The sequence below is a fragment of the Candidatus Palauibacter sp. genome, assembly GCF_965261555.1.
GTDB lineage: Bacteria > Gemmatimonadota > Gemmatimonadetes > Palauibacterales > Palauibacteraceae > Palauibacter.
Window position 1 is genome coordinate 226,875 of record NZ_OZ253465.1, and the last position, 13,343, is coordinate 240,217.

General features: G+C 69.6%; 15 protein-coding genes. 9 read left to right on the forward strand and 6 right to left on the reverse strand.

What is annotated here, in order from left to right; all coding sequences use genetic code 11:
- Positions 1 to 7: 7 nt before the first annotated feature.
- The 3 genes from ACQY5G_RS00935 to ACQY5G_RS00945 all read right to left on the reverse strand — a co-directional run bounded on the left by ACQY5G_RS00935 (position 8) and on the right by ACQY5G_RS00945 (position 2,940).
- Entirely contained in the window at positions 8 to 1,477 is a 1,470-nt protein-coding gene (locus ACQY5G_RS00935) for a GspE/PulE family protein (RefSeq protein WP_428276139.1), read from the reverse strand.
- Positions 1,478 to 1,515: 38 nt separating this feature from the next.
- Positions 1,516 to 2,193, reverse strand: a complete 678-nt coding sequence (locus ACQY5G_RS00940; RefSeq protein WP_428276141.1) for a ComEA family DNA-binding protein — start codon at positions 2,191 to 2,193, stop codon at positions 1,516 to 1,518.
- Between the two features lie 144 nt (positions 2,194 to 2,337).
- Positions 2,338 to 2,940, reverse strand: coding sequence for an energy transducer TonB family protein (locus tag ACQY5G_RS00945; protein ID WP_428276143.1), 603 nt, complete (start codon positions 2,938 to 2,940; stop codon positions 2,338 to 2,340).
- A 268-nt stretch (positions 2,941 to 3,208) separates the two neighbouring features.
- On the opposite strand from ACQY5G_RS00945, the gene tdh reads away from it, so the two are divergent.
- The 6 genes from tdh (at position 3,209) to ACQY5G_RS00975 (ending at position 9,028) form a co-directional block, all read left to right on the forward strand.
- Positions 3,209 to 4,240, forward strand: a complete 1,032-nt coding sequence (tdh, locus tag ACQY5G_RS00950; protein WP_428276145.1) for an L-threonine 3-dehydrogenase — start codon at positions 3,209 to 3,211, stop codon at positions 4,238 to 4,240.
- 13 nt (positions 4,241 to 4,253) lie between these two features.
- The gene (locus ACQY5G_RS00955) at positions 4,254 to 4,916 is read left to right on the forward strand and encodes a hypothetical protein (protein WP_428276147.1); all 663 of its coding nucleotides are present in this window, start codon (positions 4,254 to 4,256) and stop codon (positions 4,914 to 4,916) included.
- 25 nt (positions 4,917 to 4,941) lie between these two features.
- Positions 4,942 to 6,168: a glycine C-acetyltransferase gene (locus ACQY5G_RS00960; RefSeq protein ID WP_428276149.1), complete on the forward strand. Its 1,227-nt coding sequence runs from the start codon at positions 4,942 to 4,944 to the stop codon at positions 6,166 to 6,168.
- A gap of 78 nt (positions 6,169 to 6,246) precedes the next feature.
- Positions 6,247 to 6,912, forward strand: a complete 666-nt coding sequence (gene rpe / locus ACQY5G_RS00965; protein WP_428278624.1) for a ribulose-phosphate 3-epimerase — start codon at positions 6,247 to 6,249, stop codon at positions 6,910 to 6,912.
- 7 nt (positions 6,913 to 6,919) lie between these two features.
- Positions 6,920 to 8,080 carry a molybdopterin-synthase adenylyltransferase MoeB gene (moeB, locus tag ACQY5G_RS00970; protein WP_428276151.1) on the forward strand — a complete coding sequence of 387 codons (1,161 nt, stop codon included), beginning with the start codon at positions 6,920 to 6,922 and terminating at the stop codon, positions 8,078 to 8,080.
- A gap of 15 nt (positions 8,081 to 8,095) precedes the next feature.
- The gene (locus ACQY5G_RS00975; protein ID WP_428276153.1) at positions 8,096 to 9,028 is read left to right on the forward strand and encodes a cobalamin-binding protein; all 933 of its coding nucleotides are present in this window, start codon (positions 8,096 to 8,098) and stop codon (positions 9,026 to 9,028) included.
- Between the two features lie 8 nt (positions 9,029 to 9,036).
- On the opposite strand, the gene ACQY5G_RS00980 is transcribed toward ACQY5G_RS00975, so the two are convergent.
- Positions 9,037 to 9,444 carry a type II toxin-antitoxin system VapC family toxin gene (locus tag ACQY5G_RS00980; protein ID WP_428276155.1) on the reverse strand — a complete coding sequence of 136 codons (408 nt, stop codon included), beginning with the start codon at positions 9,442 to 9,444 and terminating at the stop codon, positions 9,037 to 9,039.
- Between the two features lie 83 nt (positions 9,445 to 9,527).
- Here ACQY5G_RS00980 and ACQY5G_RS00985 point away from each other — a divergent pair, with 83 nt between their 5' ends.
- A complete protein-coding gene (locus tag ACQY5G_RS00985) occupies positions 9,528 to 9,773 on the forward strand; it encodes a hypothetical protein (protein WP_428276157.1) in 246 nt (81 codons plus the stop codon).
- Between the two features lie 65 nt (positions 9,774 to 9,838).
- On the opposite strand, the gene serA is transcribed toward ACQY5G_RS00985, so the two are convergent.
- Together serA and ACQY5G_RS00995 are read right to left on the reverse strand one after the other, a co-directional pair.
- Entirely contained in the window at positions 9,839 to 11,470 is a 1,632-nt protein-coding gene (gene serA / locus ACQY5G_RS00990) for a phosphoglycerate dehydrogenase (protein WP_428276159.1), read from the reverse strand.
- Positions 11,471 to 11,480: 10 nt separating this feature from the next.
- A complete protein-coding gene (locus tag ACQY5G_RS00995; protein ID WP_428276161.1) occupies positions 11,481 to 12,581 on the reverse strand; it encodes a pyridoxal-phosphate-dependent aminotransferase family protein in 1,101 nt (366 codons plus the stop codon).
- 166 nt (positions 12,582 to 12,747) lie between these two features.
- On the opposite strand from ACQY5G_RS00995, the gene ACQY5G_RS01000 reads away from it, so the two are divergent.
- Positions 12,748 to 13,011 carry a hypothetical protein gene (locus ACQY5G_RS01000; protein WP_428276163.1) on the forward strand — a complete coding sequence of 88 codons (264 nt, stop codon included), beginning with the start codon at positions 12,748 to 12,750 and terminating at the stop codon, positions 13,009 to 13,011.
- Between the two features lie 44 nt (positions 13,012 to 13,055).
- Positions 13,056 to 13,331 carry a hypothetical protein gene (locus ACQY5G_RS01005; RefSeq protein WP_428276165.1) on the forward strand — a complete coding sequence of 92 codons (276 nt, stop codon included), beginning with the start codon at positions 13,056 to 13,058 and terminating at the stop codon, positions 13,329 to 13,331.
- The last annotated feature ends 12 nt before the right edge of the window (positions 13,332 to 13,343 follow it).

Below are 13,343 nucleotides of genomic sequence, written 5' to 3' on the forward strand. Positions count from 1 at the left end.
CCCCCGCCTACGCCGGCGTCTCTCTGAGCACATCTTCGAGCGTCGCGATCCCCCTGCTCACCTTGGCGAACCCGTCCTGCCGCAGGGTGATCATCCCTTCGTCGACGGCGCAGCGCCCGATCTCCTCCGAGGATGCGCCCGCCAGGACCAGCCGGCGGATCGCGGGAGACATCGGAAGGACCTCATACAGGCCTTGACGACCCGAATACCCCGAACCGCCGCATGAATCGCAGCCTGCGCCGCGGTAGAAGGCGCCCTTGCCGCGTCTGCCCGTTTCCAGTCCGACCGAATTCAGGATCTCGGGGGCATAGCTCGTCTCGACCCGACAGTCGGGACAGATCCGACCGACGAGCCGCTGGGCGGTGATGACCTTTACGGCGACGGCCACGTTGAACGCTTCGATCCCCATGTCCACCAGCCGCGTCGCGGTCGAAGCGGCGTCATTGGTGTGGAGCGTGGAGAGGACGAGGTGGCCGGTGAGCGCAGCCTTCACGGCGATACCGCCCGTCTCGCGGTCACGGATCTCGCCCACCATGAGGATGTTGGGGTCCTGCCGCAGGAAGGCGCGAAGCGTCGTGGCGAACGTAAGACCGATCTTCGGACGGATCTGGACCTGGTTGATGCCCTCGAGGCTGTACTCGACCGGATCCTCGGCGGTCATGATGTTCGCCTCGGACGTGTTGAGTCTCGCGAGCGCGCTGTAGAGCGTCGTGGTCTTCCCGGATCCTGTGGGACCTGTGACCAGAACCATACCCGAGGTTTGCGCGATCGCCGCGAGCAGCGCTTGCTCCGCACGCGCCTCCATCCCGAAGGATTCGAGGTCGAAGGCCTGCCGCTCCCTGTCGAGGATTCGAAGGACGACCTTCTCACCGAACAGCGTGGGAAGCGTCGAGACCCGGAAGTCGATGACCCGGTCGGCGACCGGCATGCGGATCCGGCCATCCTGGGGTATCCGGCGCTCCGCGATGTTCAGGTCCGCCAGGATCTTGAGGCGAGACGTAAGGGCCGCCGCCATCCGGAAGGGCGGGCGCATGATCTCGCGCAGTCTCCCATCCAGGCGATAGCGGACGCGGAGTTCGCCTTCGTACGGCTCGAAGTGAACATCCGAAGCGCCACGATGTACCGCATCGCCGAGGATGTCGTTGATGAGCCTGACGGCCGGTTCCTCACCGGCTTCGGCCGCATCGGTTTCGGCCGGCGATGCCTCGGCCGCTCCCTCCGCGCGCCCGCCGCCCCGCGTGGTGGCGGCTTCGTAGCTCCGGTCGATCCGTTGGCGGAGGGTGTTTTCCCCTGCTCTCACCGCTTCGATCTCGAACTGGGTGAGGAACTTCAGGTCGTCGATGAGCGCCGCGTCCGACGGGTCCGCCATTGCCACGGAGAGCGTCCGACCGGCGCGCCGCAACGGGAGCACGAGGTGCCGGCTCGCGAATTCCGCCGGGATGAGGCGAAGGACCCTGGGATCCGACGAGAGCCGCATCCATCTCGGGGCCGGGGTGTCCGTGGCTGGCGTGGGAGTCATCGCGCCCCCGTGCATACCCGTTCCCGGAAGCGGGCGAGGGTGCGTGCCCCGATGCCCCGGACGCGGGTGACGGCCTCGGGCGTCTCGAACGCCCCGTTCTCGCTTCGGTCCTCGATGATGCGGGCCGCGAGGGCGGGCCCGATGCCGGACAGGCTCTCGAGTTGTGCGGGAGTCGCTCGATTGAGATCGATCCGTGCGCCTCCGGGCGGACATCCCGTCGACACCGGCGCGGCGGGAGCGGGGGCGGGAGCCGAGCGGGGCGCCCCGCGCTCGAAACGGAGATGCGGCGCGAGGCGACGCGCCGTGACCTCCCCCACGCCAGGGACCCGCTCCAGGTCGGCGGTTCCGCTGAACGGGGCACGTTCCCGCTCCTCGATGAGAGCCTCCGCGAGGCTCGGCCCGACGCCGGGCAGCCGGCGCAGTTCGTCGGCCGGCGCGCGGTTCACATCGATCTGCTCCCCGTCGGCGAGTGGCGTCTGTGCTCGCTGCTCCCGGGTCAGGGCGGCGACAACCTCGCTCTCGATGCCGTCCAGATCCGTCGCGGGGTCGATCGTTTCGAGACCGTGTACCCGCCCGGGCTCGGGCGCGAGGAGGGTGCGAGAGATAAGGCTCACCCCCACGAGTACCAGCGCCGCGCCCAGCGCCTTGCGTTCCGCGCGATTCAGATCCCACACCCCGCACCTCCCCGCCTGATCGGGACCGATTCCTGTTCCTGCCCGAGGATCGGAGAGCGGATCAACCCGCCGTCAAACGGTCTCCGCGGACGTGTGGGAAAGCGTCAGAAAGCGTCGGGAGGCGTCGGGAGGCGCCGGAAGGCGTCAGAAGATGAAGGTGATCTCGGCCCAGCCGTCGACGGGGGTCCCGTCGCGCAGCGCGGGCCGGTACTCCCACGCCCGCACCTGGCGCATGATGTCGCGGTTGAACCCCTCGTCCGGGGTCGGGGGATCCAGTTCGACGAGGCCCGGGCGCCCGGTGGCGTCGACGAAGACGCGCACCGTCACCTCCATGCCGCGCACGGAGCCGGGGGGGTCCCAGTGCGGCACGACGGATCTCGGCACGGGCGACACGTAGCCGTCGCCCTCGCCCCCGCCCACGCCCTCTTCGCCGGGACCGATCCCCGCCCCGCGCCCGGGCGACGGCGCCGGCGCGCCGACGGGGAGCAGTTCGGAGGACACCTCGATCTCCGTCTCCCGGATCTCGATCTCGGGCATGTCGACGGCGAGGACGGGCCGCGGAGGAGGAGGGATCTCGATCCGCCGGGGCACGGAGACCCGCAACGCCCTCAGCCCGCCCCCGCCGGCGGGGAGGTCCGGGTCCACGCCGGGCCGGGCCGCCGCCTCGAACTCGGGCGCCGGGCGAACCCACGCGAAGAGGAGGAACGCGTGCAGGAGCGCGGAGGCGAGCATCCCGCCCCACCACACGGCCCGCTCCCGGCCGCGGGAGCGCGATGACGCCCCCCGGTATCGCCAGTCCGGCCGTTTTCTTGTCGTCGTGCGCACAGCTCCGATCCGACTCCAGAAGGGTCCCGAGGCCGCCGGGACGGCGTCACGGGGCGGTCAGCGGCTCCCCGCCAAGACATCGTACGGAACGCCGCCGTTCCGGGTTCCCGGCGCTTGCCGGCCGGTCAGACTCTCCGGCACATTGTGCGCCACCCGACACGTCTCCATCCAGGAGCCATCTTCCGCCTCCATGAAAGCGATCCGCAAACCCGGGCCGGCCCCCGGCCTCGTGATGTGCGACGCGCCGGTGCCCGAGATTCGTTCGCGCGACGTGCTGGTCAAGGTGCGGCGGGCGGGGATCTGCGGCACGGATCTCCACATTCACCAGTGGGACCGCTGGTCGCAGCACCGGGTGAATCCGCCGGTCATCCTCGGCCATGAATTCATGGGAGAAGTCGTCGAGACCGGCCGGCTGGTCCGGAACATCGAGATCGGCGACCGCGTCTCGGCGGAAGGGCACCTGGTCTGCGGGCACTGCGAGTACTGCGGCACCGAGCAGGCGCACGTGTGCCGGGACACCCGGATCATCGGCATCGACCGGGACGGCGCGTTCGCCGAGTACGTCTCCATCCCGGCGGCGAACATCATCCACGTCCCCGATGCCATCGACGACGATCTGGCGGCGGTGTTCGACCCGTTGGGCAACGCTTTCCACACGGTTTTGCACACGGAGGTGGCGGGTCGGGTCGTCGCCGTGGTCGGCTGCGGCCCGATCGGCCTGTTCGCCATCGGGATCGCGCGCGCGGCGGGAGCTTCCAGAGTCATCGCGGTCGAGCCGCACGAGGGGCGGCGGGAACTCGCGGCGCGGATGGGTGCGCACGACTGCCTCGATCCGGCGAGCGAGGAGGTGGAGGCGCGGATCGCCGACCTCACGCACGGCTACGGCGCCCACGTGGTGTGCGAGATGAGCGGACACCCCGACGGCGTGCGTTCCGCGTTCCGCATCTGCCGCAACGGCGGCCACGTCCGGCTGCTGGGGCTCCCCAAGGACGCGGTGGAGGTCGACCTCGCGCGCGACGTCATCTTCAAGGGTATCCACGTGTACGGCGTGGTGGGGCGGCTCATGTACCGGACGTGGATCGAGATGCGGGACTTCCTGGCGGCGGGACGTCTCGATGTCGAACCGGTGATCACCCACCGGCTCCCGTTCGACCGCTTCGAGGAAGGGTTCGACGCCATGTATTCCGGCGAGGCGGCGAAGGTCGTCCTCGCGCTGGACTAGCGGTTCGGCCCCCGTGGCGCGCGCCGCCGCCCCCGTCGTCCCCGCCCTCGCCGCTGCCGTGCTGCTGACGGCGGGATGCTGGCGGCTCGGAGACGGCACCGCCAGCGAGGCGCTCGTCACCTGGGTCGCGTACCCCGAGACCGTCGAGGTGGGGGCCCCGTTCTCCTTCGAGTTCGGCGGGCCCGTGTCCGAGGACGCCTGCGGGCGGCTGGACACCGCGACGCTTGCCGTCACCGACTCCTCGATCGAACTCGCGGCGCGCCGGACCACGTTCCGGGCGGTGTGCGCGCCCAATCACGTCAGCTATTACGAGGCGCGGCCGATCACGCTCGAAACGCCGGGGCGCTACCGGATCCGCACCGCGACGGAGATCGATCTCGGCACGCTCGTGGCGACGGACAGCGGAGGGTTCTCCGGCATCCGCACCTGGGGAGAGGGGACGATCCGCGAGGCGGCCGGGTGCTGGCTGTTCGGGCCGGGGTGGATCGGCGGCCAGCGGGTGTTCGCGCTCGACGGCCTGAGCCCCGAGCTTCGCGAGGTGGGGACCGACCGTATCCTCCATGTTCGAGGGCGGCTGCGGGCGTTCAGCGACTGCGGAAACTGGGGGTCGCGCCCCAGAATCCGTGTCGACACCGCGTGGGCCACCGACAAGCGGGTCGGCGACCTCTACCCCTGAGCGACGAGTCCGGGACGGCGCGATCATGACACTGTATGAGGAGCGGGATGTGATGACGTCGAATGTGAACCGGGGCCTCGAGCACCGCCTCGTCTCCGAACTCGGGGAGATGAAGGAGAACGGGGTTCACAAGGAACTGCTGCTCATCATGGGGCGGCAGGCTCCGGTCGTGGACATCGCCGGTCTGGGCGAGACGATCAACATGTGCTCGAACAACTACCTCGGCCTGTGCGACGAACCTTCCGTGATGCGGGCGGTGAAGGACGGGGTGGACCGGTACGGCGCGGGGACCTCCTCGGTGCGCTTCATCTGCGGGACGTTCGACATCCACCACGAACTCGAGGCGAAGATCGCGGACTTTCTCGAGACGCCGGCCTCCCTGACCTACACCTCCGCGTGGAACGCGAACGAGGGCCTCTTCGCGCCCCTGCTGGGGGCGGATGACGCGCTGATCTCCGACCGCCTCAACCACGCCTGCATCATCGACGGGATCCGCCTCTGCAAGGCGCGGCGCTTCATCTACGACCACATGGACATGGGCTCGTTGCGAGACGCCCTCGAGGCGAGCCGCGACGCGCGCCACCGGCTCGTCATCACGGACGGGATCTTCTCGATGGAAGGGGAGATCGCGCCGCTGCCGGAGATCCGGGAACTGTGCGACCGCTACGACGCGATCATGGCCGTCGACGACTCGCACGCAACGGGGGTGCTGGGCGACACGGGACGCGGGACGCCCGAGCACTTCGGCATGCACGGCGAGGTCGACATCGTCACGTCGACGCTCGGCAAGGCGCTCGGGGGCATGGCGGGCGGCTTCACGGCCAGTTCCGAGGCCGTGATCGACTATCTCGTTCAGGCGTCGCGCACGCAGCTGTTCACGAACGCCCTGCCCTGCCATTCGGCGGCGGGGGCCATGGCCGCGATCGAGCACCTGGAGACACACCCGGAACTCGTGGCCCGGCTCCGCGACAACACGGAGTATTATCGGGAAGGACTCATCGAACTCGGGTACAGGCCGATTCCCGGCGGCACGCCCATCGTCCCCGTCATCATCGGAAGGACGGCGGACGCGATACGTCTCAGCCGCGAGCTGCTGCGCGAGGGCGTCTTCGTCATCGGGTTCGGGTATCCCGTGGTCCCGCGCGGCGAGGCCCGGATCCGCTGTCAGCTGTCGGCCGCGCACGAGCGCGAGCACATCGATGCCGCCCTGGCCGCCCTCAAGAAGGTGGGCGAGCGGCTCAACCTGATCTGACCCGGTGGCGACGCCGGGACTGCGTGGGAGGTTCGGAGCGTGACCGAACGCGGACTGAATCGGACGTTGCCCGGGGGGATGGTCATCGCCCCGTCGATCCTCGCCGCCGACTACGCCAGGCTGGGAGCGGAGGTGGCCGAGGCGGAGGCCGCGGGGGCGGAGTGGTTCCAGCTCGACGTCATGGACGGGCACTTCGTCCCCAACCTCACGATCGGGCTGCCGGTGCTGGAGTCGCTGCGCGCGGTCTCCGACTCCTTCCTCGACGTGCACCTGATGATCGACAATCCCGGCGAGTTCCTCGAGCCGTTCGCGGAGGCGGGCGCCGACATGCTCACGGTCCATCAGGAGGTGTCCGCCCACCTGCACGGGGACCTGCACCGGATCCGGGAGCTGGGCTGCTACGCCGGCGTCGCGCTGAACCCGGCCACGCCCGCGGAGACGCTGTCGGAGGTCCTGGGTTACGTGGACCTCGTCCTCGTGATGACGGTGAACCCGGGGTTCGGAGGACAGAAATTCATCGCCGAAGCAGTGCCGAAGATCTCCACGGTGCTGCGGATGGCGGCGGACCGCGGGCTGGCTCCGCCGGCCGTCCAGGTCGACGGAGGGATCGATCCGACCTCTGCTCCCGTGTGCGCCGCGGCGGGGGCATCGGTGTTCGTGGCCGGTTCTTCGGTGTTCCGGTGGGCGCCGGGGATCGCCGCGAACATGGCGGCGCTGCGCGACGCGCTCGCGCCCTACGGTTGAGGACGGCGTGGACGGCGACCTTTCCCGCGACGAACTCGTCCGCTACGGGCGTCACGTCAGCATCCCCGAGGTGGGACTGGCGGGGCAGCGCCGCCTGCGGGCTTCGAGCGTGCTCATCGTGGGGGCAGGCGGTTTGGGGTCGCCGGCGGCTCTCTATCTCGCCGCGGCGGGGGTGGGACGGCTCGGACTCGTCGACCACGACCGCGTGGAACTCTCCAACCTGCAGCGGCAGGTGCTCTACGACACGGACGCGGTCGGGACGCCGAAGCTCGCCTCGGCCCGGGCGCGGCTCACGGGCCTGAACCCGGACGTCGCCGTCGAGACGTTTGAAACGCGCATGGATTCCAGCAACGCGCTCGAGATCCTGGAGGGGTGGGACTTCGTCATCGACGGGAGCGACAACTTCCCGACGCGGTATCTCGTGAACGACGCCTGCGTGATGCTGGGAACGCCCTTCGCGTACGGGGCCATCCTCCGCTTCGAGGGTCAGGCGTCCGTGTTCGGCGCGCCCGACGGCCCCTGCTATCGCTGCCTGTTTCGGGATCCTCCGCCTCCGGGTCTCGTGCCCAACTGCGCGGAAGCCGGCGTCCTGGGCGTCCTGCCCGGGATCGTGGGGTCGATCCAGGCGAACGAGGCGATCAAGTGGCTCACGGGGATCGGCGACACGCTCGCCGGGCGCCTGCTCCTCATCGACGCGCTGCGCATGGAGTTCCGATCGCTGGACATCCGCCGGGACCCCGATTGCGTGGTCTGCGGCTCGGAGCCGAGTGTGACGGAACTCATCGACTACGAGCGCTTCTGCGGAGCGCCGCCCGACGGCGCGGAAACGGAGGGTGCCATGCACGACCTCGACATCGACGTACACGAACTGAAGCGCCGGATCGACGCCGGCGAGCGCTTCCAGCTCATCGACGTGCGCGAGGACTACGAGTGGGCGATCTGCAACCTGGAGGAGGCGGGCGCGCGGCTCGTGCCGCTCGCGACGCTCCCGGCGGCCGTCGAGAGCCTCGACGCGTCGGAGCCGTTGATCATCCACTGCCGCTCGGGCCCCCGCGGCGACCAGGCGGTCGAGTACCTGCGCGCGGTCGGGTTCGACACCGCCGTCAACCTCGCGGGGGGGATCCTCGCGTGGGCGGAGGAGATCGACCCGGCGATGCCGCAGTACTGATGGAGGCCTGAACCCGTGACGCCGGCCACTCCGCGCATCGTCTCGCTCCTCGCGTCGGGGACCGAGATCGTCGATGCGCTCGGTCTCGGCGAGTGCCTCGTCGGCATCTCGCACGAATGCGATCATCCGCCGCACCTGCTGGATCGCCCCCGTGTCAGCCGCCCCCGCTTCGACCCGGAGGCTCTCTCGAGCGGGGAGATCGACGCGGCCGTGCGACAGGCGATGGACGAACACGGCAGCGTATACGAGGTCGACGCGGCCGTCCTCGAGAAGCTCCAACCGGACATCGTCATCACCCAGGCCGTGTGCGACGTGTGCGCCGTGCCGACGGACGGCGTGCGGGAGGTGCTCGGGGCGCGCGGAATCGAGGCGGACGTGGTGTCGCTGGACGCGCACACGATCGACGACATCCTCGCTTCGGTCACGCAGGTGGCCCGGGCCGCCGGCAGTCCGGACACCGCCCGGGAAGCAGGGGGATCGCTCCGGAGGCGACTCGATGCGGTGCGCGCGGCGGTACGGGACGCCGTCGCTCCGCGGGTGCTCGGGATCGAGTGGTTCGATCCGCCGTTCGCGCCCGGCCACTGGGTTCCGGAGATGATCGAACTCGCCGGAGGCCGCAATCTGGCGGGCGAGGCGGGGCAGCCTTCCCGAGAAGTGTCATGGGATGAGATGGGCGACCTCGATCCGGACACGCTCCTCCTCATGCCCTGCGGCTACGGTCTCGACGCGTCGCGCGCAGACGCGGACGCGCACGCTGAGCGCCTTGGAGAAGTGGCGCCGCGCGCAATTTCGGAGGGCCGCGCCTGGGTCGTCGACGCCTCCTCCTACTTCAACCGCTCGGGTCCGCGCTTCGTCACCGGCGTGGAGATTCTGGGCGGGCTGCTCCACCCGAACCGCCTTCCCGCGCCCGATCCGGCGGTCGCCGCCGTATGGACGCCCCCGGCCTGATTGGTCCCTCAGGTCCTCCCGGGGACCATCACGAACCCTGCCGTTCCAAAGTGCCGGTCCAGCGTCAGAGCCTCTTCGATGCCCAGCTCCGACATGATCGCGAAACTCGCCGCGTCGGCGAGCGAGAAGTCCTGGTCCCCGAAACGCCGGATCCATTCATCCACGGCCACGTCTTCCCGTTCCGGGGTCGCCGGCTCAATCCGATTTGGCGGCTGCCGGACCGCATCCAGGAAGGCGAGCGCAACGTGTCGGCCGGCGCGCCTCAGGAGAAGGGCGTGCGTCTCCGCAACCACAAGGTTGGAAGTCACCACCGAGACGCCCTGGCGAGCCCGTACACGGAGTGCCTCGGCGATCGCCGCATGGTCGGGGTGGGCCACGTCGGCCAGCGGATACCAGGCGCTGGTATCGACGAACACGGCCCTCACTCCGAGGTATCGCCCCGTTCATCGGTCGCACCGGACGACCACGAGGCAATCTCGGTATCGGCCAGGAATCGATCGTGAGCACGCGCCACATCGGATTCCGGTTCTCCCTCGCGCGGCGGAGCGCCTCGGAAGAGACCGATGATCGAAAGCGCCGGGTGACGATCAGGATCCGAGAGCTGCGATTCCAGCGCCTCGAGACCTTTCCGCAGGACGTCCGACTTGGTCGTATCGAGAGACTGCCGCAAACGCTCCAGGCGCTCTCGCTCCGAGGGCGCGAGGTAGACCTGCACCGGTTCGCGAACCTCTCCCGGCCGCCTTGAATCATGATATGAGTTCATGATTCATGATATGGTTTATGGTTCCGGCGCGCCACCGTCCACGGAGGTCAGTCGAAGTTGACCTGGCGCACCTCTTCGACTCCGTCGAGGTCCTCCAACTCGCGCAGCGTCTTCGCCGGCAGTTCTTCGTCGATCCTCACCACGCCGAAGGACTGGCCACCGCCCTTTCGCCGCGCGAGGTGGTATTCGGCGATGTTCGCGTTGGCCTCACCGAGTACCGTCCCCACGCCGCCGATCACGCCCGGCTGGTCGCGATTGCGGATGAGGAGGCAGGTGCCGCGGGGCTCCGTCTCGATGCGGAAGGTGCCGACCCGCACGATCCGCGGTTCCATCCGGGCTCCCATGAGGGCTCCGCCCACCACCATGCCGCTCCTGCCCCTGCCTCGTCCCCTGCCTCTCCCCGAGGCCGCGGAGAGTTCGACATAGTTCGTGTAGTCGCCCACGGCCTGCGTGCGTACCCGGACGATCTCCAGGCCCCGCTCCGCCGCGATCGAGAGCGCGTTCACGACGTTGAGCGGGGGATCGACGCGGCGTTCGAGGAAACCGACGGCGACGCTCGCCGCGAGGGGTCCGAGCACACCGTCCCGCGGTCCTCCGTAGCGCACGTCGATCCGGCTCGGCGGTGCGTCCTCGAGTCCGGCGAGGAGCCGTCCTAGGCGGTACCCGAGATCCATGATGGGGCCCGCCCCGTCCCGGTCCTCCGCCTCGAAGGGCGCGTTCAGGGCGGCGCTGTAGTCGCCGTCGACGAGCGCGTCTCGCACGGAGATGGCGATCTGCCGGGAGACCTGACGCTGGGCTTCATACGTGGACGCGCCCAGGTGAGGGCTGAACACGAGTTGCGGGGCATCCCGCAGCGGGCTGTCGGCGGGGAGCGGTTCCGTCTCGAACACGTCGAGGCCGGCGGCTCCCAGATGGCCGCTGCCGAGCGCCTCCGCCAACGCCGCCTCGTCCACGAGCCCGCCCCGTGCCGCGTTCACCAGGATCGAGCCCGGGCGCATGGCCGCGAGTTCCTTGCGGCCGATGAACCCGCGGTTCTCCTCGGAGAGGGGGACGTGCAGCGTGATCGCGTGGCATGCCGGGAGGAGTTCGTCCAGGCTTGCGAGTTCCACTCCCAGATCGCTCGCACGATCCGCGCTCACGAAGGGATCGTGGGCCACGACGCGCATCCCGAACGCCCGCGCCCGCCACACGACCTCCGCCCCGATCCGCCCGAGTCCGATCACGCCGAGCGTCTTCCCGCTCAACTGGATCCCGCGCAACTCCTTGCGCCTCCACTCTCCGGCGCGGATGCTCGCGTCCGCCTCCGTGATCCGGCGGGCCGCGGCGAGGAGCAGGGCGAAGGCGAGTTCGGCCGTGGACTGCGTGTTCGCCGCCGGCGCATTGAGCACGGCGATTCCGCGACGCGTGGCCGCAGGGATGTCGATGTTGTCCACACCCACGCCCGCGCGCCCCACGACCCTCAGCCGGTCGGCCGACTCGATGAGGTCGGGGGTCACCTTGGTGCGGGATCTCACGATGAGGGCCGATGCGCCTTCGAGCGCGTCGCGGAGCGCCTCGCGATCCGATTCCGTGTGATCCTCGACCGCGAGCCCGGGGGCGGCCCGCAGCGTCTCGATCCCGTCCGGGAGGAGGGGATCCGCAATGATGACGCGAAAGTCGCCGCCCTTCGACTCGCTCACGTGATTTCGCTCACAGGACTTCGTCGAGGACGGCCAGCAGCGCTTCGAGTTCGTCGAGAGTGTGTTCGCCCATGTGCCCGATCCTGAACGACGGCTGCTTCAGAGGCCCGTAACCCGCCGCCACCGTGTATCCGTGCGCCAGAGCGCGGGAGACGACCTCGGGACCCGTCAGGCCATCGGGAAGCATGATGACCGTCACGCAGGGCGAACGGTAGCCTTGCGGCGCCAGCACGCGCCACGGTTGGCCCGTGCGCCGGGCCGTATCATCCACCCATTCGTACGTCCGGCGAGCCATCGCGTCATGCCGTTCCCAGCGCGCCTCCAGCCCTTCCTCCATCATCCGCGCCAGCTGCCGCTCGAGGGCGAAGAAGAGGGAGACTGCCGGCGTGTTCGGCGTCTGCCAGCGCTCGAGGTTCTTCTCGAACTTGAGGATGTCGAAGTAGAAGCCCCGGTGTTCGACCTCCTCCGCGCGGGCGAGCGCCCTCTCGGAGGCGACGGCCAGCGCGAGTCCCGGAGGCAGCGCCACCGCCTTCTGCGACCCCGTGAGGACGAAGTCCAGTCCCCACTCGTCGGTCTTCACGGGCGCCCCGGCCAGGGATGAGACGGTATCGACAGCGATCAGCACGTCGTCGAACTCGTGGACGACGGCGGCGATTTCCTCCAGCGGATTGAGGACCCCGGTCGAACTCTCCGAGTGGACGACCGTGACGAGATCGTACCGGCCCGGCGTCTTCGACAGCGCGTCGTGCAGGCGCTCGGGGAGGTTCGGCTCGCCCCATTCCGCTTCGAGCGCATCCGCGGGGCGCCCCGTCGCTTCGGCGATCGCGTGGAACCGCTTGCTGAACGACCCGTTCGTGAGACAGAGGACGCGGCGGCGCGTGAGGTTCGTGATCGCCGCTTCCATCATGCCGGTGGCGGACGACGTCGACAGGTACACGGGCCTCGACGTCCGGAAGAGTCGGGACGCCGACGGCTGCATCGCTTCGACCAGGCCCGAGACTTCGGCGCTCCGGTGCCCGACGACGGGTCGCCGCATGGCGTCGAACAGATCCGGGGGGACTTCGGTCGGGCCGGGCAGAAAGAAGCGCCCGAACGAGATTGGAGGGCTCATGGCGGGAGATGGTATCGCCCCCGGGCGCCTGGGGCCAATCGCTGGCTCGCGGTTCCCGCCGCGTTCGGTTGACGGGCCGCTGGAGGCGCAAGATCTTGCGCCCCGTTCGAGGCGGTTTCGCCCTCGAGGAACCGTCTCCGAAACCGATGGCCGAATCGGAATCCACATGCGATACGTCACGATCACCGACCTGTCCCCGGAAGATGTCCTCGACCGCGCGAAGACCTTTTTCGGGCAGCATTCCGGGCTCACGGTGCGCGAGGAGACGGAGGCATCGGTCACCTTCGCCGGAGAGATCGGCCTCGCCCGGTTCGCCGTCGACCGGGCGGGTGGCCACACGAACGTCCGCGTCGAGACCGACCGCGTCGTGGGCCTCGACGTGACCGACCTCGCGAAGCGTTTCCTCTACACCCTCCGCAACGTCCACTGAGCGCCGCAATCGAGGTCGGCGTCGAACCCGCTCCCGAGGATCGCATGAGCGCCATCACGGTACGCCTCATCATGCCGGACCGCTGGCTCGAACACGTGGCGGAGCTGTCCGCGGACACCACCGTGGCCGACGCCAAGGCCTTCGGCCTCCGCGAGATGCTCCAGCGCTCCTCCGACGACCCCGCCGACTTCTACACCGAGTTCGCCGAGCGCCGCATCCGCGACGAGACGCGCACGCTCGCGGACGTGGGTATCGGCGCGCGGGGCGTCCTCTCGATCCGCGCCTACGACCTCGGCCACTACGCCCCCTTCCGCGGCTAGGGTACGCGACAT

Excerpts from the sequence above, each read along its gene's own strand:
- ACQY5G_RS01005 (WP_428276165.1), top strand. The coding sequence starts at position 13,056 with ATGAGCGCCATCACGGTACGCCTCATCATGCCGGACCGCTGGCTCGAA.
- ACQY5G_RS01000 (WP_428276163.1), top strand. The coding sequence starts at position 12,748 with ATGCGATACGTCACGATCACCGACCTGTCCCCGGAAGATGTCCTCGAC.
- ACQY5G_RS00960 (WP_428276149.1), top strand. The coding sequence starts at position 4,942 with ATGACACTGTATGAGGAGCGGGATGTGATGACGTCGAATGTGAACCGG.
- tdh (WP_428276145.1), top strand. The coding sequence starts at position 3,209 with ATGAAAGCGATCCGCAAACCCGGGCCGGCCCCCGGCCTCGTGATGTGC.
- ACQY5G_RS00935 (WP_428276139.1), bottom strand. The coding sequence starts at position 1,477 with ATGCGGCTCTCGTCGGATCCCAGGGTCCTTCGCCTCATCCCGGCGGAA.
- rpe (WP_428278624.1), top strand. The coding sequence starts at position 6,247 with ATGGTCATCGCCCCGTCGATCCTCGCCGCCGACTACGCCAGGCTGGGA.
- ACQY5G_RS00995 (WP_428276161.1), bottom strand. The coding sequence starts at position 12,581 with ATGAGCCCTCCAATCTCGTTCGGGCGCTTCTTTCTGCCCGGCCCGACC.